Below are 19,728 nucleotides of genomic sequence, written 5' to 3' on the forward strand. Positions count from 1 at the left end.
TCACTATATCCACATGCACTAAATGCACAGCAGTGCATTTATCGAAACGGGGGCCCTATTCATGAGTTGCGACACCCACGCCATGGTCGTGGTGCACCGCGCCTTCACCCGCGAATTCCGGCTGATCGGCGAAATCGCCGCGGTGACACCGGCATCCGATGGCGAGCAGATCCGCCGGGTGGTGCGCCACGGCCGCGAGATGCTGACCGCGCTGCACCACCATCACCACTCCGAGGACGAATTGGTCTGGCCGCGGCTGCGTTCCGCGGGCGTGGACGCCGCCCTCATCGATGCCATGGAGTCCCAGCACGGCGGCATTTCCGCCGCCATGGACGCGCTCGACGCGGTGCTCACCGGCTGGGAGTCCGACCCGGGGGCGGGCGAAACGGTCACCGTCGCGGCGGCCCGCCTGCACCTCGTACTGAGTGAGCATCTGCACGAGGAGGAACACGCGGTGCTGCCGCTCGTGGCGAACATCCTCACCGAACCCCAATGGGCCGAACTCGGTGAGCGCGGCATGGTCGCCCTCCCGAAGCGTCGCTCCCTGGTCTTCCTCGGCTACATCCTCGAAGAGGCCGACGCCACCGAACGCGTCGCCTTCCTCGCCGATATCCCCGGCCCGGTCCGTCTGCTCTACCGGTTCCTCGGTGCTCCGGCCCACGCCCGTGAAACCCGAGTTCTGCGCCGCGATCTGGACCCGTCCCTCACGGAAAGAGCAGTGTCATGACCTATCTCGTCGTAGATCAGCGCGTCGAGGACGTAACCCGCTGGCAGAGTGCCTTCTCCGGCGGCGCCGAACGCCGCCGCGCAGCGGGCGGCGAACTGGTCCTGGTCCTCGCAGACCCGGCCGATCCGCAGCGCCTGCTGGTCATCGTCGAATTCGACTCCCCGGAATCCGCCGCCGCCTGGCGCACCCGCCCCGGCGTGGAACACGAAATCGCCTCCGGCGGTGTCATTCCCGACTCGGTGACGGTCCGCATCCTCGACCGCCTGCCGATCCCCGCCGGAGCCATCCCACCGAAATAACGGGGGGTGGGATGGCCCCGGCGGGCTGTCCGGCTACTTCGCGGGATTGATCGACGGCTGGCTGATCGTCGTGAAGTACTGGACCGCCGCGGCGATGGCCACCGGGGCGGTGACGAACAGCTGGCCCGCGATGGTGCCGACGAAGCCGACCGCCGCCGCGCCGATCAAGCAGCCGGTCCCGGCCGCACCCAGCAGTGGAACGAACAGGGCGGCAAGGATTCCGGCCGAGCCGAGGGTCACCAGACCCGCGGCGGAGATGCCGCCGAGCAGGCAGCCCAGCGCCGCGCCACCGAGACCACCGGCGAGGGTGCCGATGGTCGCGCCCATGCTGACGGTGCTGCTCATCCGGTTCCAGGCGGCGACCTCGCGGTCGTAGTCGCCCTTGAAGGGCGCGCTGCTCTCGAACGGCAGGGCGACCGGCTGATAGACGGCGTGCGCGGTGTCGATCCGCGGGGTGAGGGTGGCGACGTGATCGCGAATATCGGCGGTGACGGGGAAGACGAAATCGTCGACCCGCACCGACAATTCGGTGCCCGCCACGGTGGTCCCGTCCGCGGCCTTGATCTTGAAGATCCCGTTGTCCACCACCAGCGCCCCGGCGTCAGTCCGGATGACCACGTCCCGCTCGCCGGCGGTGGCGGTGTAGTACACGACACCCGCATCGGCGGGTGCAGGTGCGGCGTTCACCGTCCCGGCGGTGACCCCGAGCGCGGTGGTCACGAGGGCAGCGGACATGGCAAACGTGTTGAGCTTCATCAGGTTTGGTCTTTCGTCAGTGCGGGTCAGGGTCCGCACGATGGACACGGTCAGCTACTCGACTGCTGACCGCGACAAGATGTGACAAGCCGGCGGCACGGCCCGGAGGCCGTGTCGCTCAGCTGTGTGTGAAAGGGCTGTTGTTTCCCCGAGAAGGGCTTAGGCGCGAGCGCGCAGGCGGGCTCCCACACCCACCAGCACGTCGATCACCAGGAAGCCCAGCAGTGGAATTCCGATCATGGGCGCGAACCAGCCGATCACCAGCGCGGCCGCTGCCAACGGCACGATGATGGTCAGCGGGGTCTGCGCCAGCGCCCGGCGCGGTGCGCGGCCCGCGGCGAACGTGGCGTCCTTGGTCGGGCGGCGACGCCACCACATGAGGTAACCGCGCACGATCACGGTGCCCAGGCCGATCATGACGGCCAGCAGCAACAGCTGATTGACCAGCCCGAACATCAGGCCCATATGGAACTGGATGCCCCAGTTGGTGAGCTTGGCCATCAGCGGCCACTGCGAGTACGGCAGCTTGTCGGTGACATTGCCGGTGGTGCCGTCCACCGCGATGGCATCGCGGGTGTACTGACCGGGGCGACGCACCTCCTGCGCCACGAAGGCCGTGCCGTCAGCGGCCGGAATGCTGATCTCCAGCGGACCGGTCAGCCCGTTGGCGCGGGCGACCCCGTACACGGTGTCGGTCAGCGCCGCCTTGTCCGCCGGCGGCATGGCCGCGGCCGCACCGCCGCCGTGATGGTCGTGCTCACCGCCCGCAGGCATGGCCGGACCCGTCGCACCGGGCAGTGTGGCGCTGACCGCGGGCGTATTCCAGCTCATCGCCTGCCGCAGTTCGGTGACATTCTCACCCGCGTACTTCGACCAGGTCATGCCGGTGACCGACAACAGCAGGAGCACGGGCAGGATCCAGACACCCACCACCGCATGCCAATTCAGCGTGCGGGCCCGGGGCCGGGACCGATCCGGGCGCAGCAGCCAAGCGGCGGAACGCTTTTCGCGTCGCGCCCGCACCCGCCGATACCAGAGCACCAGCCCGGCCAGCGCGATCAGCCACAGCCAGGAGGCCGCGATCTCGCTGTAGTAGCGGCCGAAATCGCCGAGGTGCAGGTTGATGTGCAGCTTGTCGATCCAGGTGCGCAGCGGCAGCGCGCCGGAACTGCCGTACACGACGCTGTCGCCCACCGGTCGCGCGGTCACCGGATCGATGAAGACGGCACGACGCTCGGAGTCACCCAGCGACGGATCGCTGAAGAGCACCCGGGTGGTCTCACCGGCGTTCTGACCGGGTGCCACGGCGACCAGCGGCAGCTTGGGCTCGACCGACACGGCCGCCGCGATCTGCTCCCGCAACGGCTTGGCCGGTCCGGTCGAATCGGTGTGCAGCAGGGTGCTGGAGGTGATGTTCTCCAGCGTCGGGGAGATCGCGTACAGCGCACCGGTCACGCATGCGATCAGGATGAACGGTGCCACGAAGACGCCCGCGTAGAAGTGCAGGCGCAGCATGAGCGACTGAAAGGCATTACCCGCGCTGCGTTTCTGGCCGGCAGGGGATGGTTTCGGAGTGGCGGACGGAGATTCCGTCGTCGGGGCAGGGGAGGGCGGCGGTGCCGAATCGACACCGCTGTCGGTCATTGTCACCAGCGGACTTTCGTGTTCGAGGAACACCCGGGGACGCGGATACAGGGAATGACGCAACGGGGCAGCGACTGCCTCGGCGGGCCATGACCCCCTCATGTGTGCGCGGGCGACTGCCATCGCTCGGGCACCGCGGTCATGGATACGCCGGGACGCGCATGGCACCACCTCGACGGTCGGGTGCGTACGGCGAAGTCACACGGACGTGCGGTCCGTGTGCCCGGGTGAAAAGGAAAAGAGTTCAGCCTCGAACGAACGCGGGTGGCCCGCGGGTATGACAGGCGTCGGCCGCGAAGACGCGCAGCACGACCCGATCCCGGTGCTCGATGGGCAGCCGTGGCGGCCCCACCTGCGCGGGAAGGGAAATGGGCACCGGCAGCGCCCAGGCCAGCACGGTGGTGCCGATCCGGTAGGCGGCCTCGGCGCCCAGAATCACGACGGCCGCGCCGCAGGCGGCCGTCAGGTGCGCGGCCAGCATGGCCGGACTCCACATGGAGGCGTGATGATGCATGTCCATGCTGTGGCCCGGCGAGCCCCACATCATGCTGAAGTGGCCCAGCAGCTGCCCGGCAAGCAGTGCCGTAACCAGCCCGAGCGTGGTGGTGCGCAGCGAATTCACGCCCGCCACCGCCGCGCCGACCGCGGCCGAGGCGGCGATCAGCAGCATCAGCGGCCCGGATTCCAGGGGCGCGGCCCCCGAGATCCAGCCGTGCGCGGCGACCGCGAGTGCCCCGGACAGCGAACCGGCCGCCCCACCGCGCAATACCGCAGCATCGCTGCGTTTTTGCGCCGTAAAGCGGCCGGGTCCGATGTTCACGCGCTGATAATAGCCACGTTTGTTTTCAAACCGAATTCGTACCCGGCCGTTAAGCGGCAGGGTCCGAAGGGCTTTGGCTAGCCCTCGGTGACTTCCATCTCGATCAGCGGCTTGCGCAGCAGTTTTCCGGTCGCGTTGCGCGGCAGTTCGTCGAGGAAGATGACCTCGCGCGGCACCTTGTAGCGCGCCAGGTTCTCCTTGACGTAATCCTTGATCTCCTGCACGTCCCGCTTGGATTCCGGACCCGGAACCACGATGGCGCGCAGCCGCTTTCCGAAGTCACGGTCCTCGACGCCGACGACCGCCGCCTCCAGGATGTCGTGGCGGTTGGACAGCAGGTTCTCGACCTCCTGCGGGAAGACGTTCTCGCCACCGGAGATGATCATGTCGTCATCGCGGCCGTCGATGAACAGCAGGCCGTCGGTGTCGAAGTGACCGACGTCTCCGGAGGACATCAGGCCCTCCACGTACTCCTTGGTGCGGCCGTCGGTGTACTGCTTGAACGAGTGGCCGTTCTCGATGAAGATCGTGCCGGTCACGTTCGGCGCACTGATGCGCTTGCGGTTCTCGTCGAACAGCGCGATGCGGATGCCGACCGGCGGCTTGCCCGCGGTGGTCGGGGCCTTGCGCAGCTCGGGCGGGGTGGCCACGGTCATGACCGCGCACTCGGTGGAGCCGTACACGTTGTAGAGGGTCTCGCCGAAGTAGTCCAGGGTCCGGGTGACCACGTCCGGCGGGATCGCCGAACCCGCGGCGAAGATGACCTGCAGGGTCTCCTTCGGGCTGTACTTCGCGAGGGTCTCCTCGGGCAGATCCAGGATGCGCTGCAGCATGGTCGGCACCACGGTCAGGCCCTGCGCGCGGAAGTTCTGGATATTGGCGAGCGTGGTTTCCGGATCGAAGCGACGCTGCTGGAACACCACCCGGTTGCCCAGTGCCAGCGCCAGCGTGAACTGCGACAGGCCGGTGGCGTGGAAGATCGGGGCGGCCATCACCACGGTGCCGTTGCGCGGCAACGGAATCCGGTCCAGGAACTGCGCGGTAATGAAGGGGGAGACCTTGTCGCGCGGCGCGCCCTTCGGGGTGCCGGTGGTGCCCGAGGTCAGGATGACCATGCCGCCCGGCTTCTCCGGCGGGTTGACCGCCGCGGTCGACTGCCCGGCCGAGACCGACTCGATGGTCGGAATCGCGGGGTCCGCATTGTCTTTCGCGTCCACCCAGGTCAGGATGCGCGGAATGTCGGCCGGAATGGCGGACATGAGGTCGAAGAACTCGCTGTCGTGCAGCACCGCCTTGACCTTCTCGCGGGCGGCCACATCGGTGAACTGCGGCTTGGCGAAACCGGTGTTCATCAGCACCGCACGCACACCCAGCTTGCCGGCGGCGGCCAGGGCCAGCACCATGCCGCGGTGATCGCGGCACAGGACGCCGATCACATCGCCGGGGGCCAGGCCTTGCGCGGCCAGCCCGCGCGCGAAGGCGTTCGACATCTGGTCGAGCTGCTCGAAGGTCAGCTCGCCGCCCTCGTCCACGATGGCCGCACTCTTCGCATGGGTGTTGGCGCCGTGCACCACCGCACCCGCGAAGGGGCCGAACTTGAGCATGCTGATCGCCGATCGCGCCGCGATGTCCGGTCGCAGCGGATTGAACAGACCCCCTCGAACCATGGCGTTGACGCTGAGCGCGGCATCGCCCGCCTTGCGTAGAACCGAGCCAGCCGATGGAAGGGCAAGTGACATGGGTACAACCTTCCGCGGTCGCGGGCCGGACGAGGCGGCCCGACGGACCGCAACATCGAGATCCAGTGCGGTGCTAACCCTAGCAAGCGCAGGCCGCAGGGTGTGGCCGAGGTCTCCGTTACCAGCGGTAACGAATAAACCCCCCAGCTCGTGGCGGGGATCCCACGAAGGTGACGGTGTCGGCGACGGTCACTGCTTCCTCGAGGATGGTCAGTGCGTCGTCGAGGATGGTCACTGCGTCGGTTCGTACTCCACGAGGACGCGGCGCAGGAGTTTGCCTGTCGCGTTGCGGGGGAGGTCGTCGAGGAAGAAGACGTCGCGAGGGACCTTGTAGCGGGCCAGGTTGGCCTTGACGTACGCCTTGATCTCGTCGGGAACCAGTTCCGCGCCGGGTTCCGGGACGATGAAGGCGCGCAGGCGTTTACCGAACTCGATGTCGTCGACGCCCACCACGGCGGCGTCGAAGATATCGGGGCGTTCCAGCAGCAGGTTCTCCACCTCCTGCGGATAGACGTTCTCGCCGCCGGAGACGATCATGTCGTCGTCGCGGCCGTCGACGAACAGCAGGCCGCGCTCGTCGAAGTGCCCGACGTCGCCGCTGGACATGTAGCCGTCGATGATCTCCTTGTGCCGGCCGTCGGTGTAGCCCTTGAACGGCGAACCCGAGCGAATGAAGATGCGGCCCTTCACGTTCTTGGCCAGGATGCGCCGCCCGTCGTCATCGAAGAGGGCGACCTCGCAGGTGAGCGGGGCGCGGCCCGCGGTACCGGGCGCGATGGCCAGATCCTCCGGGCGGGCCACCGTGGCGATCGCGCATTCGGTGGAGCCGTACAGGTTGTAGAGGACCGGCCCGAACACCTCGGCGGTGCGCACCGAGAGTTCCGGTGCCAGTGCCGATCCCGCGATCACGATGCCCCGCAACGAGGACGTGTCGTACTTGTCGCGAATCGTCTTGTCCAGCTCCACCATTCGATGCAGCATGGTCGGCACCGCCACCAGCATGTCGGCCCGGTGCTCGGCGATGAGCCGCAGCGTCCGTTCGGCGTCGAAACGACGCGCGGTCACCACCTTGTTGCCGAAAGCCACACCGGCGAGCCAGGTGCTGAAACCGGTGGAGTGGAAGATCGGCGAGACGATGACCATGGTCCCGCGCTGCGGGAAGTCGATGCGATCCACCATCTGCACGGTCGCCAGCGGACTGGTGTGATCGCGCGGCGCGCCCTTGGGTAGGCCGGTGGTGCCGCTGGTCAGAATGATGAACCCGCCCGCCTTCTTGGGCGCGGGCAGTGGGGTTTTGGTATTCGCGGCGATAAGCGCGTCCAGAGTTGTTACCCCCGAAGGGATCTCGGTGCCCTCGTCGACCCAGGTGAGCACCCGGGGCAACTCCGGCGGCAGCGCGTCGAGCAGTCCGATGAACTCGCTGTCGTGCAGCACCGCCCGCACGTTCTCGCGCTCACACACCTGCGCGAACTGCGGTTTGGCGAAACCGGTGTTCATCAGCGCCAATCGGGCGCCGAGCTTGCCGAGCGCGGCCATGGTGAGCAGCAGGCCACGGTGATCGCGCGAGAGCACGCCGACCACGGTGCCCGGCTTCACTCCGAGGCGCTGCAGCCCGCGCGCGAGCGCATTGGACTGCTCGTCGAGTTCCCGATAAGTGAGTTCGCCGTGTTCGTCGGCCACCGCGGGCCGGTCCGGCCACTTGCGGGCCGCCCGCCGCACCGCGGTCGCGGGCGGTCCGAAGACGCGGCCCTCCAAGGCGGTTCGCACCGTCTCCACCGGCTTGCGCGGATCGGTCAGCCCCAGCTCCCGCAGCCGCCGCAATCCCCGTACCGCCTCCGCGGTGTGCGCCACTCGCTGCTGCGCCATCTCCACTACCGAGGCCACGCCGACCACCTCCGAGTACCGAACCGCCCGGCCCCACGGCCGGGTAGCGCCACCGTAACAGCGTGGTGTGACCCCTGTTACAGAAAATCGGTCACATAGGACATCGGTACTGATTCGAGAGATTCCCAGCCCCTGTTAACCTCACCGTCGCCCGCAGGACATACCCATCACCCAGGCTGCGGGTTCCAACCCCCAACCTGATGAGGTCATCCGCATGGAACTGCTCGCCGTACTCGCCAACCTGTTCACCGCCCTGAGCAGTGGAAGCTCCGCGCTCACCGCGCTGTAGGCAGTACTCGTAGGAACAGCCCGCCGAGGGGGTTCGGCGGGCTGTTCTGATTTCCGGGTCGGTCAGTCCGCGTCGAAAGCGGTGGTCAGGCCCAGATGTGCAGTGGCATCCAGTTCGGCGGCGACGGTGGCCAGCTTGCCCCGGATCGCACCCACGGCATCCGCGCCCAGTGTCAGGCGCAGCGGCGGATTCGGTTGACCGACGGTCGCGAGAACAGCGGCCGCCGCCTTGTCCGGATCACCTGTCTGTCGCTGATCGGAGGCGGGCAGTCCGTCGCGGATCGCGCCGACCGTCTCCGCGTAGTCCGGGAGAGCCGAACCGATGGTGAGCGCGGCGGGCTTCGCGAAACCGGTACGGAACTCGCCGGGTTCGACGATCAGCACCTGGATACCCAGCGGATTCACCTCCGCCGCAAGCGCTTCGCTGGCCAACTCCAGCGCACCTTTGGCCGCGCTGTACGCGCCCACACCCGCGAAGGACATGAACCCGCCCATGCTGCTCAGCTGCACGATGGTGCCGCTGCGTCGTTCCCGCATCTGCGGCAGCACCAGCTGGGTCAGCCGCAGCGGCCCGAAGAACATGACCTCCATGGCATCCCGCAGATCGCCTTCGCTGGTCTCCTCGATCGCGCCGACGATCCCGTACCCGGCATTGTTGACCAGCACGTCGATCCGCCCGGCCTCCTTCACCACCCGCTCGGCCGCCGCCGCGTCCCGCACATCCAATGCCACCACGCTCACCCGATCCGGATGCGCCGCAACCACATCCGCCATGCTCTCGGGCCTGCGCACCGCGGCCACCACCTCGTCGCCCGCGGCCAGCACGGCCTTGGTGAAGGCCGCACCGAAACCACTGTTGGCCCCGGTGATCAGCCAGCGGCGGGCGTTGTCTGCACTCATGCTCGATCCCTCTCGATGCGCTCTCGAACCGGTCGGCTCGAGGTCATGCTCCAGAGCTTGCCCCGTCGCGCCATGGCCCGGCATGGCCCAAAGGTGGAATATATGAGGGTGACCGGAGCCCTGACCGACCCGAACCGGCGGCCGCGGCCGCTGCCCGACGGCGAGCCGTTGAGCGCCGAGGACCATCGGCGCGTGATCGGCGTGCTCGAATCGGTGGACCGCGCCGCGGATCTGACCGAATTCCGCGAACGGCTGCTGCTGGCATTGCAGAACTGGTTCGGGTTCACCGGAGTCGCTGTGCTGCACGGCGATACGCTCTCCGCGGCCATCCACGACGGCTGCGGCATCCAGGGCGGCTACACGCCGGAATTCATGGCCGACTACGCCGCCCACTGGATCGACGCGGATCCCTTGCGCGCCGAGCAGGTCGGCGATCTGCTGCGCGGCCGCGGCGTCATCCGGCTCAGCGAGGTGCCCGGCGGCATCGCGTTCCTCACGGACTTCCTGCGTCCCCATGGAATCAACGACAAGGCCGCCATGCTGGTGGACGGCGAACCAGCCGGAGTCCTCTACGTCGGCATGGCCGTCGCCGACTCCCTGCGGGTCCCCGAGCGCGACCTCGCCGTCCTGCATGCCCTGCGCCGCCACCTCGCCCCGCTGGTCACCGGCCAGCTCGCGCGCGACCACGAACGCCGCGCCGCCACCGCGAACTGGCACCTGACCCCGCGCGAATGGGAGGTCGCCGACCTCGCCGCCCGCGGCCTCACCAACCGCCAGATCGCCGAACGCCTGTTCATCGGCGTCGACACCGTGAAAAAGCACCTCACCCGCGTCCTCGCCGAAACCTCCTGCACCAGCCGCACCCAGCTCGCCGTCCGTTTCGCCGCCGCATGAGCCGACCAACGGGGCGGGAACCCGACTGGGCCGCAGCCGAGCAGATCCTGGCCGATTTATCCGCCCAGGCCGGCGTCACGGAAACTGACCTTGCCGACGCAGATGCCGCGTTGGACGCCGCTGATACATATCGAACCGACTGAACCCGGCACCGGGGAGCCGCGTCCGCCGCAGAATCGTAGGATGAGCGATCTCTTCGATTTCTCCGGCCGCTCCGTGTTCGTGGCCGGGGGTACCAGCGGCATCAATCTTGTTGTGGCTCAGGCGTTCGCGCGGGCGGGAGCATCGGTGGCGGTGCTGTCGCGAACGCCGGAGAAGGTGCGGGCCGCCGTCGACTCGCTGGGGGAGTGCGGGGTCACCGCCCTGGGCTTCGTCGCCGACGTCCGCGACTACGACGCGGTCGCGCAGGGGATCGCCGCCACCTGCGCGGAGCTCGGCGAACTCGATATCCTGATCTCCGGTGCGGCCGGGAACTTTCCCGCCGCAACGGAATCCATGTCGCCGCGCGCGTTCGCCGCAGTCGTCGACATCGACCTCAAGGGCACGTTCAATGTGCTGCGCGCCGCCCGCGAGCATCTGCGCACGCCCGGCGCAGCGGTCATCAATATCTCCGCGCCGCAGGCCAGCATTCCGATGACACTGCAGGCGCACGCCTGCTCCGCCAAGGCCGGGGTGGACATGCTCACCCGGGTCGCGGCCTTGGAGTGGGCGGCCGCCGGGATCCGCGTCAATGCCGTGGTACCGGGACCCATCGAGGACACCGAAGGGATGGCGCGGCTGGCGCCCACCCCCGAAATGGCCGAGCTGGTCGCGAAGTCCGTGCCGCTGGGCCGCTACGGCACCGCGCAGGAGATCGCCGACTGCTGCCTGTGGCTGGCTTCCCCGCTCGCCTCTTACGTCAACGGCGCGATCATCCCCGTCGATGGCGGCTGGTCGCTCGGCGGCGCGTCGGAGGTGTTCACCGCCATGCGAAACCTACTGTCGGACTGAACCGTTCAGCGCACGATCTCGAGTGCCACTCAGTGCCCGCCGGCAGCGATCTTCTTCGGATCGATGAACGACTGCAGTGGCGAGAGGTGCGTGTAGGTGTCGAGCAGCGCCCGTCCCAGCGTGGCGTGCGCCTCCACGATCGGGTTGGTGGCCCCGTAGTTGTCGGCGTCCGGCGACTGATCGGCGAAGAACGAGAACACCACCAACGGCGAACCGGCTGTATCGAACATGATCCCCGTATCGTGTCGCTTGTCATCGGAGGCACCATGCTTGGTAGCGAAGCGCGCCCGCTCGTCCGACGACATGTTCCGCCGCACCCCGTCGGTGTATCCCACCGACGACCACGTCATGATCCGCAACACCGCCTGCGTCGACTCCTTCGACAGCAGCGTCCCCGAACCCAGCCGGTACAGCAGATCGTTGTTCTCCCGCGGCGTGGTGTAGCCCAGATAGAACTTGCTGTCGCCCGGGACCGGCGTCACCCGGGTCTGCTTGAACCCCAGCCGATCCAGCGTGTCGTTGATCTGATCGCCTGACACGAACCGCGACATCAACCGCACCGCGGTGTTATCGGAGACCTGCAACATCGTCGTCAGCAGATTCGCGACCGTCAGCTGATCCCCGAACGCCGCCTGATTCAAATACAGCCCACTGCCATCGGCCACCATCTCGGCGTCGAGCGTGGTGGTGTCGGACAGCTTCACCCGCCCGGCATCCACCTCGCTCATCAATGCCGTCATCACCGCCAGCTTCTGCACGCTGGCCCCCTCGATGACGAAGTCCGCATCCTCCTCCACCACCGTCTCCGGCTTCCCAGACCCCAAATCACTGACCAGGCAATGCCACCGCCCGCCCGCCAGCCCCGTCACCGCCCGATACTCGGCATCGAACGCGGGCCCGATCACAGGCACCCCGGCCCGCGCCACGCCCGCCCGCATCAACCCCCCGACAGCAATAGCGCTGCCCCCCAATAGCATCCGTCTACTGAATCCACGCACCGCCGAAACCTAACCGCGCGGATCACATTTCAGCAACTACAACGGATATAACCGCAGATCCCCGGCTCAGCCCGCCGAGCCCGTCATGTTGCCGAGGATCGTCGCACACGAGGCTCCGGCGGCCGGCGCACACACGAACGGCCCCAACAACAGCGCCAGCAAGGAACCGAGCGCCGCGCCGCTGCCCGTGCTCGCAATGGGGGAAATGAACACGTCCGTACTCCATTCGACCGATTGCCGCCCTCGGCAATTCGTTGCACAGCCTAAATGGTTCGCCGACGTGGCGCTAAGCGAGATATCCGGTGCTAGCGGGCCGGTTGAGGCTGGGGGATCTGCCAGGCCTCGGCCAGGCGGGAGGGGCGGAGTTGGGTTCCGCCACCGAAGTATTCGCAGAACTTCATGATCAGCGGATCCCAGCCGCGAGCGTCGACGTGCGCGGTCCCTGGAACGATGAGGTCCTCTTGAACGTGGGCACGCACGATCTGAACGGTGTGCGCGGTAACCCCGCCCCTCTCATCGAACGGGCGCGACGACACCACCCTGCCTTCGAGCTGGATCGGGCACTCGACAATCCGGGGTGCCCCCACCAGCTCCGATGCCTGCGGGGTAAGTCCGGCCGCCCCGAACTTATCCGGCTCGTACCGATACCCCTTCTCCACCTTGTGCGGCGTCATCTCCGGCGACCCGCTCAACAACGCCAGCCGATCCGCCGCCCCCGCCAACTCCGAAGACGGCAAATTGAGCACACATTCCCCCTCCCGCAGCATGTTCCGCGTGGTCTGAGACGCGGAATTCATCCCCAACATGCACTGATCACCCAGCCACCACGCCGAAGACATCGGCGCGATATTCGCCGTCCCATCCACATTCCGCGTGCTGATGAGCACCACCGGAGTCCCGAAGTACAAAACCTTGAGATCAATAACTCGATGCATGCCATCCACCCTGCTTCCCCCGCCGAGCCCACGCTGGCAGGAATCGGACGCCGCGTCCGGCTAGCTCCCCTTGACCGCCACAGATCGCCGAATACTCAACGCGGATAACCTATTTCGTCCACGTCCGGCTCGAGGTCGGTCGGATCGAGATCGGGATTGAGCTCCTTCACGACCGCGGCCGTCAGCGGGCGCAGGGCGTACACATGCTGGACTGCTGCCAGGCTCACCGGCGTCTCGTAGTAGTCCTCGGCCCAGTCCCGGTAGGCCTCGGGCGTACCTTCAACCAGCAACTCGAACAGCTGACGGCCATCGTTGCCGGGCGAGGCCACGCCCCAGTCACCGTCGTGAGGTTCCCGCCAGAAACACGCCGTCGCAAGGGGTGAACCATCATGATCAGCGAACGCGGGCTCGGCGACATAGGGGCTGAAGACCGCGGGCACCTTCTCGAATGCCGTTGGTTCACTACCTCTTTCATGGTCGAACCCGCGTCCGTAGGCACCTGCGCCGGAAAAGACGATGAACCAGTCATTGCCCGACCCGTCCCGCATCGAAGCCATCTCTTCCCCGTCGCTCCATCGACAGTTGAACGAGTAGTACCGATCCCCCCACTCCGGGCTCAGCACGGCATCAAGCATCGCCATGGCTCGACACCGCCCCCGCAGCGTCGCGATCTCAGGCAGTCGACTCAGAAATTCGTTCACGGCGCCATTCAACCGGGACCCACCGACATGTTCAGCCGAGGTTGATATCTCAGCTGTTCGATGTTGGAATCTTAAGCATGGCCACTGCTTTGATCATCGGCGACATGCAACGGGGAATCACGGGCGGCTATCCGTTCGCCGGGGAGATCGTGCCGGCGCTCACCGAGCTGTTGCCACGTGCGCGTGGCGCGGGTGTGCTGGTGGCGTTCGTGCACTTCGCTTTCCGCGGTAACGGGGCTGATGTGCCGCCGGGCAACGCGCTGTATCGGACGTTCTACGATGCCGGGGACGACTTTCACGAGGGGTCGCCGGGGACCGAGATCGATCTGCCGGTCGACGCGGAGGATGTCGTCGTATTGAAGCGGCGGGCAAGCGCTTTCGCCGGTACGGATCTCGATCTGGTGCTGCGTGCCCGCGGTGTGGACAGCGTCGTGATCGCTGGGGTCGCGACCAGCGCCATGGTGGCCGCCACCTGCTACGACGCGGCGGATCGCGGCTATCGGGTGACGGTGCTGCGGGACGGTTGCGCCGACGGTGATCCGGGGATGCACGCCTTCTTCGTCGACGCGGTATTCCCCAGCCGCGGTTTCGATGTCGTGTCCTGCGCGGAGTGGAAGCCCTAGTGCACCGGTAGTTCGATGGGTGCCCGGCTCACCGAGGTGCTCCTGGACAGCACCTGCAGGATGTCGAGACGCACACGCTCGCAACGCTTGTGGGTGGCGTCGTAGGCGCCGTCGGCATCACGCTCACGCAGTCGCTCGACGATCGCTTTCAGCTCCCCGGGCGGGCTCGCGATATCGGGCGCGATCAAGGCGGCCATCCGCAGAATCCGCTCGAGCTCGTCGATCACGTCGACAACCGCCTTCGCGAGGCGACCGTTGCCCCCGGCATTGGCGATGATGCCCTCGAACTCGATCCCCGCCCGCAGCGAATCCTCCAGCCCCGCTTCGCCTGCCACGCGTGCGTAGGGCACCTCGGCCAGCGCCGCCAGCCGATCGAGCGCCGGTCCCGGAACCCCGACCCGGGCCGCCGTACGAGCAGCCTCGCTGGACAGCACCGACCGCAGCGCACACAGATCACCGGTGTCCTGCAATGTCACCGGACTGACCACATAACCCGCCCGCGGCAGCGCACTCACCAGCCCATCCCGCCGCAACCGGGCCAACGCCTCACGAACCGGCGTCTTACTGGTCTGCCCCTGCTGGGTGAGCGACGCCTCCGTAAAACTGCTGCCCGGCGGCAGTTTCAAATCGATGATCTGCCGTCTGATCGCCCGATAGGCCAGCCCGGTGCGGTCGAGCCCCGATTCGTCGCGGCCGACCAGGAGCAGCGCTGGGATATGAGGCGTTCCCGCGATCACGCTGTGAATATCCGACACGGGGACAGTATGCCAGCGCAGACCATTGATATAGCAGGGGGTCAGCGAAGCTCTGCCGTAAAGATATCTCGGGTTGATATTGATATCTCAGCATGCGAGGCTGACCGCATGGGAGCACTCTCGAGAGATCCACGCAACAACCGCGTCAACTTCCGTCTGCGGCACTCGATTCCAGCTGCGGTCGCCGTCGTCGCCACAGGCGCCATGCTGAACGCGCCGACCGCATCCGCCGAAATCGGCGCCCAGGTCGTCATCGCCGGCGGCGGCCTCAGCAACGGTTTCGGAACCGGCTGCACCTACCAGGTAGTCGCGAACGGCACCGGCCCCTCAGGAATGACCTTCTCCGACAACGGCATCCAATTCGCCACCACCGAAGGCAGCCCCACCCCCAAAACCCAAACCGCCAACTGGACCCCCACCACCCCCGGCACCCACACCATCCTCATCACCCAAGCCGACACCACCAAAACCATCGTCCTAACGGTCGGCACCGGCGTCAACGCAGGCAGCTCCTGCCTGGTGCTCTAGCCCCGCCAACCTCCATCCTCCGCGAAAACCCGTTGTCCCAGAGGAGCTTCGAATGTCCGCACGTCGCGCGATCTGCGCCGCCGCCTTGATCGGTGCAGCCGCCTTCACCGCCGCCGCCCCCGCAGCAGCAGCCCCCGTCCCACTCGAATCACCCACTGCCGCATCAACCGAGCCCGTCGCCGGCGGTCTATGCAACATGGACCCCTTGATCGGTATCTGGTGCTTCCTCGCCGGCCCCTCGGCGTAGGCCCGTAACCCGCGACGCCGGTTACCAGTCGCGGGTAGCGATGAGTTCCTCTGCGTCGGCGTCTGCGAAACCGTAGGCCGACGCGATGAACCAGAAGTCTTCGGCGATCTCCTCCCGCGCCACCGTCTCGATCTCGCTCCCCGCCGCCTCGAACTCCGCCTCCAGAAGATTGAATTCCTCCGTCGCGGCCCAGGTGAGCGTGTACAGGGCCGTCAGATCCGACGGTTTCTCGGCCTCGATCCGTTCGCACAGCCGCAACAGGATGGCAGTGCCCTTATCGAGGACGCGATCGGGAAAGTACGCATCCGCGTACAACGGCTGCAGGAACGTACGCTCCGCCACTTGCTGGTTCGTGATCGGCATGTACCGATCATGCAGGAGCCGACCGACATCGACTCGCCGTGGACAACGAAAAACCGGTGCGGACCACGCAGGTCCGCACCGGTTTCTCGTTGGGGCAGAACTTACTTCAGCTTGTCACTCGACAGGCCCAGGACCCGGCGGGCCACGATGAGTTGCTGGATCTGCTGGGTGCCTTCGAAGATGCCGAGGATCTCGAGGCCGATTCCGGTGACCTCCAGCGGCCGAAACCTCCTGTAATGCCCATAGAATGAACTCTGTCCGGACCATCCGTGATCGGTCCGGCGATCCTCGGGGGAAACGTGTGACCGCAGCACTACTTGCAGCACTGACTGGGATCGTGGGGCTCGCGGTCGGTCGGCTCTGGGACACGAAATCAGAGTCCACCCGGTGGCGACGAGATCAGAAGACCGCCTGCTACCAGCGTCTCGCTGAAGAGTTTCAAGCCACCTATGAGGCGATCCGCATCGTTGCCCTTACCGACTCGGATTCCACATCGCGACAAGCCCTCATCGACCACACGAGAACCGGCGGATTCGCTGCATGGGACAGTGCGGTCGCAGCGATCTGGTTACACGGATCGGCGGAGGTAGTAACCTCTGCGACTCAACTCGACGACGCCATCGGCTCACTCTTCTACTTGGCAGTGGAACGGCAAGTTACGACTGATGACGCCTGGACGCAGGCGCGAACGCCGGCACGCCAAGCCCTGGAGCGATTCATCGAATCAGCCCGCCGGGAACTGGATCTCCCATCGGTTCCGGTCAGGCTATTCACTGACGCCGGTGCGAATCCTCCCGATTCTCCGACCTGAGCGTCCCTTGGTGCCGCGACCCGGGCCGGTTCGAAGCGGCCACGGCTCGGTCGGCCCGGCGGCTTCCCTTCCCCTGCTTCCTCATGCAGGCGCCCCTCGGCGGAAGGGGGCAAAGCGGACGAATGTCAATCGGCGTAGCCGACGCGTAGCGTCCTCGGTGCGTCCGAGTGGAGCGAGACCAATGGGCCGATGAGGAGGCAGGACAACCCGGCTCCGGTAACTCACAGGCGGTCGGTCAGCGAGGCTCGGGATCGAAATGCGGCTCGGTGTTGGAGAGTGCCCAGTCGATGCGCATGCGTTGGCTCGGGTCCATGGTCAGCGCCGGAATCTTGTCGACGGGAACCCATTCGACGGATGTGCTTTCGCTGCTGGTTGTCGGCTCGCCGTCGATGGCCTCGGCGCGGTAGATGACTGAGAATTCCTGCCGCACTTCGTCATTGCTGGTGTAGTGGATGAGGTGGGTCGGATCGGTGAAGATTCCGACGATGCCGGTCAGGCGGATACTGATGCCGGTCTCTTCCGCGGTCTCGCGGATTGCCGTGTGGCTGAGGGATTCTCCGGGATCGTGCCCGCCGCCGGGCATCGACCAATTGCCATTGTCGGAGCGGCGGATGAGGAGTACTTCGTCGCCGCGGCGGACGAAAGCGCCGGCACTCGGCCTGACGCTGTTGGCGGCGGGTGCGTTCGGATCCTCGTGGTAGTCGATGCGGCGGCCCATGGGCGCAGGGTACTGGGCCTGACCTGGCCGGGGTCGCGAATCTGGTGCGGCGGGTTCGTGTCTCTACTCCGGGAGTAGGCGTCGCGTGAAACCGGCGGCGACCAGGCGCTCGTAAGAGTCTCGCACCATCTCGGGGACGTCCTGCTCGATAGCCCAGCCCCTCGTCGGGTAGACCCAGATTCGTTGGGTGTCACCGACGAGCATGTTCATCACGCGATCAATGTCCCCGATGTCGGCCACATACTCGTCCAGAGCGAGGGGAAGCGATCCGCAGACCACATCCACCTCGGGCCAGCGCTTCCGGCAGATAGCGAAGCTGCGGCGCTGTTGGTATGGCCGGGAGATCAGCATCACGGAATTGACCGAGTCCAGGTAGTCGCGCTCGCTCAGTAGCGCGCGGGTGAAATCGATGTTGTCGCCGGTGTTGGTCGCATTGGGCTCGACCAGGATCGCATCGACGGGCACGCCGAATTCTATGGCTCGTTCGCGGAAGTGCACTGCCTCGCCACGGGGGAACAGGTCGACGGTGGTCGGTGCGTTCGCACCGGTGAACACGATCATCGGGAAGATGCCCGCGTTATAGAGATCAGCTGTGTAGGTGGCGACTCCGAAGTCATGGCCGCCGAGACCGACGCCGACATCGACCGGACGGGGCTCATGGCGCAGCTGGTTGTAGTCCCAGAGGACTTCGACATCCGCACGGTACTCTGCTGGCAACGTCGTTGGCATCGAAGGGGTTCCTTTCCTTGGGCAGCTTGGAAGCGTGCGTCCGTCTACAAGAATTGGGATGTTGCGCGCAAACTCGATCACAACGTTGTTCGCGATGCTCTTACGTGCCGCACCTATGATGACGAGCACGAACTAGACGTGGGTCATGGGCGACGACTCGAGGAGAGCTACTGAGGTGATTTTCACCAGAGAACCGATCTTTGATGTTTTCGAACGCACCGATCCTTCGCCTGGCAGGCAGGGAGAGCCGAGCTTTACCTTTCTCAATCGTGTGCATGGGACCTATTGGCAACATCCGCGCAGGTTGATGCAGGAGTGGGCCGAGCACATAAGCGACGAGGCGGAATACCGAGACCTGCGAAATCGCCTCAGATCCGGGGAGGATGACCAGTTCCGAAGCGCATTCCTCGAGCTGTATCTTCACGAATGTCTTTATCGGGCCGGATATCACGTAACCGTTCACCCTAATGTGCCAGGTACGACCCGTCACCCCGACTTCTATGCTGAGCGTAATGGCTCCGGGTTCTTCGTAGAAGCGATATCCCCTAGTTCGAGCAAAGTGGCAAAGGGGGCTGCTCGTCGGCGTGCGGACCTGCTTGACATGGTGAATCGTGTTGAGAGCCCGAACTTCTTCCTGCGTATCGTAGAGCTGCAAGATGGACTCAATCCACCGCGTGCCGCCAAGCTTCGCAAGCAGCTGGAGCGTTGGGTCGCTGGCCTCGCCCCAGATGATGTGTTCGATTTCGAGAACTCGCCGGAGCTGCGCTGGGAAGATGACGGTTGGGCTGCAATGTTTTCGGTCATTCCTAAGAGCCCGAATGCCCGTCATAGCGGAACCTCTGGTCGTGCGATCGGCTTGTATCCGACCGTCTCGTCTTGGGTTGATGACGCCTCAACGATCAGGGCGGCACTTGCTGAGAAGCACAGTGCCTACCCTGGTCTCGACTCCCCATTTGTGATCGCTATTGGTACCTATATTGCCGATACTGACCGATGGCACAGCAGTAATGCCCTGTATGGTCATGAGGCGATGACATTAACGCAATCTACTGACGGTGATCTCGTATTCGATGGCCTTGTCAGGCAGCCCGATGGTTATTTCGGGACGGCACCGGACTGGAACCACAATAATGTCTCCGCCGTCTTGCTGGTGAATCAATTGATGCCGTGGCATGTTCTTCGGGCTGAAACCACTCTTTGGCATCATCCTGCACCATTGCGGTTGCTCCCCTCGGATACTGGTCTGCCGTGGGGTTCGATCGAGGCTAAGGGGACGCAGTTGGTGGAGGGACCCGCGCCGGTCACAGCTGCCTTGTTCCTCGGGCTCCCCGATACCTGGCCTCCTGGGGAGCCTTGGCGGTAGATCTCTCCGTCAAAGT

At 66.0% G+C, this 19,728-nt stretch carries 22 protein-coding genes and 1 pseudogene; 8 read left to right on the forward strand and 15 right to left on the reverse strand.

All coding sequences use genetic code 11. The features are described 5' to 3' along the window. The first annotated feature begins 61 nt into the window (after positions 1-61). Both ACFXHA_RS25715 and ACFXHA_RS25720 read left to right on the forward strand, forming a co-directional pair. A complete protein-coding gene (locus ACFXHA_RS25715) occupies positions 62-727 on the forward strand; it encodes a hemerythrin domain-containing protein (protein WP_379360978.1) in 666 nt (221 codons plus the stop codon). Beyond that, positions 724-1,026 (forward strand): hypothetical protein, encoded by a 303-nt coding sequence (locus ACFXHA_RS25720; RefSeq protein ID WP_379360980.1) that lies wholly within the window; start codon positions 724-726, stop codon positions 1,024-1,026. Before ACFXHA_RS25715 ends, ACFXHA_RS25720 begins: the two co-directional genes overlap by 4 nt. 33 nt (positions 1,027-1,059) lie before the next feature. On the opposite strand, the gene ACFXHA_RS25725 is transcribed toward ACFXHA_RS25720, so the two are convergent. The 6 genes from ACFXHA_RS25725 to ACFXHA_RS25750 all read right to left on the reverse strand — a co-directional run bounded on the left by ACFXHA_RS25725 (position 1,060) and on the right by ACFXHA_RS25750 (position 9,057). Next, the gene (locus ACFXHA_RS25725; protein ID WP_379360982.1) at positions 1,060-1,761 is read right to left on the reverse strand and encodes a hypothetical protein; all 702 of its coding nucleotides are present in this window, start codon (positions 1,759-1,761) and stop codon (positions 1,060-1,062) included. 180 nt (positions 1,762-1,941) lie between these two features. After that, the gene (locus tag ACFXHA_RS25730; RefSeq protein ID WP_379360984.1) at positions 1,942-3,426 is read right to left on the reverse strand and encodes a PepSY-associated TM helix domain-containing protein; all 1,485 of its coding nucleotides are present in this window, start codon (positions 3,424-3,426) and stop codon (positions 1,942-1,944) included. 244 nt (positions 3,427-3,670) lie between these two features. After that, positions 3,671-4,246: a hypothetical protein gene (locus ACFXHA_RS25735; RefSeq protein ID WP_379360986.1), complete on the reverse strand. Its 576-nt coding sequence runs from the start codon at positions 4,244-4,246 to the stop codon at positions 3,671-3,673. Between the two features lie 77 nt (positions 4,247-4,323). Then, on the reverse strand, positions 4,324-5,985 hold the full coding sequence (locus ACFXHA_RS25740) for an acyl-CoA synthetase (RefSeq protein WP_379360988.1): 1,662 nt from the start codon (positions 5,983-5,985) through the stop codon (positions 4,324-4,326). A gap of 231 nt (positions 5,986-6,216) precedes the next feature. Beyond that, positions 6,217-7,851 (reverse strand): acyl-CoA synthetase, encoded by a 1,635-nt coding sequence (locus ACFXHA_RS25745; RefSeq protein ID WP_379361606.1) that lies wholly within the window; start codon positions 7,849-7,851, stop codon positions 6,217-6,219. A 369-nt stretch (positions 7,852-8,220) separates the two neighbouring features. Continuing rightward, complete coding sequence (locus ACFXHA_RS25750) at positions 8,221-9,057, reverse strand: SDR family NAD(P)-dependent oxidoreductase (protein WP_379360990.1); 837 nt, start codon at positions 9,055-9,057, stop codon at positions 8,221-8,223. Positions 9,058-9,159: 102 nt separating this feature from the next. Here ACFXHA_RS25750 and ACFXHA_RS25755 point away from each other — a divergent pair, with 102 nt between their 5' ends. Further along, the gene (locus ACFXHA_RS25755; RefSeq protein WP_379360992.1) at positions 9,160-9,951 is read left to right on the forward strand and encodes a LuxR C-terminal-related transcriptional regulator; all 792 of its coding nucleotides are present in this window, start codon (positions 9,160-9,162) and stop codon (positions 9,949-9,951) included. Between the two features lie 183 nt (positions 9,952-10,134). Next, positions 10,135-10,941, forward strand: coding sequence for an SDR family oxidoreductase (locus ACFXHA_RS25760; protein ID WP_379360994.1), 807 nt, complete (start codon positions 10,135-10,137; stop codon positions 10,939-10,941). Between the two features lie 29 nt (positions 10,942-10,970). Here the strand turns inward: ACFXHA_RS25760 and ACFXHA_RS25765 are convergent, their stop codons facing one another. The 4 genes from ACFXHA_RS25765 to ACFXHA_RS25780 form a co-directional block, all read right to left on the reverse strand. Beyond that, positions 10,971-11,918 (reverse strand): serine hydrolase, encoded by a 948-nt coding sequence (locus ACFXHA_RS25765; protein WP_379360996.1) that lies wholly within the window; start codon positions 11,916-11,918, stop codon positions 10,971-10,973. Between the two features lie 87 nt (positions 11,919-12,005). Next, positions 12,006-12,152, reverse strand: coding sequence for a hypothetical protein (locus ACFXHA_RS25770; RefSeq protein WP_379360998.1), 147 nt, complete (start codon positions 12,150-12,152; stop codon positions 12,006-12,008). A 92-nt stretch (positions 12,153-12,244) separates the two neighbouring features. Next, positions 12,245-12,874: a flavin reductase family protein gene (locus ACFXHA_RS25775; protein ID WP_379361000.1), complete on the reverse strand. Its 630-nt coding sequence runs from the start codon at positions 12,872-12,874 to the stop codon at positions 12,245-12,247. 95 nt (positions 12,875-12,969) lie between these two features. Next, positions 12,970-13,575: a hypothetical protein gene (locus ACFXHA_RS25780; RefSeq protein ID WP_379361002.1), complete on the reverse strand. Its 606-nt coding sequence runs from the start codon at positions 13,573-13,575 to the stop codon at positions 12,970-12,972. 77 nt (positions 13,576-13,652) lie between these two features. Between ACFXHA_RS25780 and ACFXHA_RS25785 the strand changes: the two genes are divergently transcribed. Then, positions 13,653-14,198 (forward strand): cysteine hydrolase family protein, encoded by a 546-nt coding sequence (locus tag ACFXHA_RS25785; RefSeq protein WP_379361004.1) that lies wholly within the window; start codon positions 13,653-13,655, stop codon positions 14,196-14,198. Here ACFXHA_RS25785 and ACFXHA_RS25790 read toward each other — a convergent pair. Next, a complete protein-coding gene (locus tag ACFXHA_RS25790; protein ID WP_379361006.1) occupies positions 14,195-14,953 on the reverse strand; it encodes a GntR family transcriptional regulator in 759 nt (252 codons plus the stop codon). The two genes, ACFXHA_RS25785 and ACFXHA_RS25790, sit on opposite strands and share 4 nt — an antisense overlap. A gap of 108 nt (positions 14,954-15,061) precedes the next feature. On the opposite strand from ACFXHA_RS25790, the gene ACFXHA_RS25795 reads away from it, so the two are divergent. Together ACFXHA_RS25795 and ACFXHA_RS25800 are read left to right on the forward strand one after the other, a co-directional pair. Beyond that, positions 15,062-15,481: a hypothetical protein gene (locus ACFXHA_RS25795; protein WP_379361008.1), complete on the forward strand. Its 420-nt coding sequence runs from the start codon at positions 15,062-15,064 to the stop codon at positions 15,479-15,481. Between the two features lie 52 nt (positions 15,482-15,533). Further along, positions 15,534-15,728, forward strand: coding sequence for a hypothetical protein (locus ACFXHA_RS25800; RefSeq protein ID WP_379361010.1), 195 nt, complete (start codon positions 15,534-15,536; stop codon positions 15,726-15,728). A 21-nt stretch (positions 15,729-15,749) separates the two neighbouring features. Here ACFXHA_RS25800 and ACFXHA_RS25805 read toward each other — a convergent pair whose 3' ends face one another. The 4 genes and pseudogenes from ACFXHA_RS25805 to ACFXHA_RS25820 all read right to left on the reverse strand — a co-directional run bounded on the left by ACFXHA_RS25805 (position 15,750) and on the right by ACFXHA_RS25820 (position 18,349). Next, positions 15,750-16,091, reverse strand: a complete 342-nt coding sequence (locus tag ACFXHA_RS25805; protein WP_379361012.1) for a DUF5713 family protein — start codon at positions 16,089-16,091, stop codon at positions 15,750-15,752. Positions 16,092-16,192: 101 nt separating this feature from the next. Next, positions 16,193-16,285, reverse strand: a pseudogene (locus ACFXHA_RS25810) (hypothetical protein); the annotation flags it as partial. Positions 16,286-17,137: 852 nt separating this feature from the next. After that, positions 17,138-17,620, reverse strand: a complete 483-nt coding sequence (locus tag ACFXHA_RS25815) for an NUDIX hydrolase (RefSeq protein WP_379361014.1) — start codon at positions 17,618-17,620, stop codon at positions 17,138-17,140. Between the two features lie 63 nt (positions 17,621-17,683). Beyond that, entirely contained in the window at positions 17,684-18,349 is a 666-nt protein-coding gene (locus ACFXHA_RS25820) for a YdcF family protein (protein ID WP_379361016.1), read from the reverse strand. Positions 18,350-18,494: 145 nt separating this feature from the next. Here ACFXHA_RS25820 and ACFXHA_RS25825 point away from each other — a divergent pair, with 145 nt between their 5' ends. After that, positions 18,495-19,712 (forward strand): hypothetical protein, encoded by a 1,218-nt coding sequence (locus tag ACFXHA_RS25825; protein WP_379361018.1) that lies wholly within the window; start codon positions 18,495-18,497, stop codon positions 19,710-19,712. The last annotated feature ends 16 nt before the right edge of the window (positions 19,713-19,728 follow it).

Origin of the sequence: Nocardia sp. NPDC059240, assembly GCF_042753865.1 — a bacterium.
In the GTDB taxonomy this organism is placed as follows: domain Bacteria; phylum Actinomycetota; class Actinomycetes; order Mycobacteriales; family Mycobacteriaceae; genus Nocardia.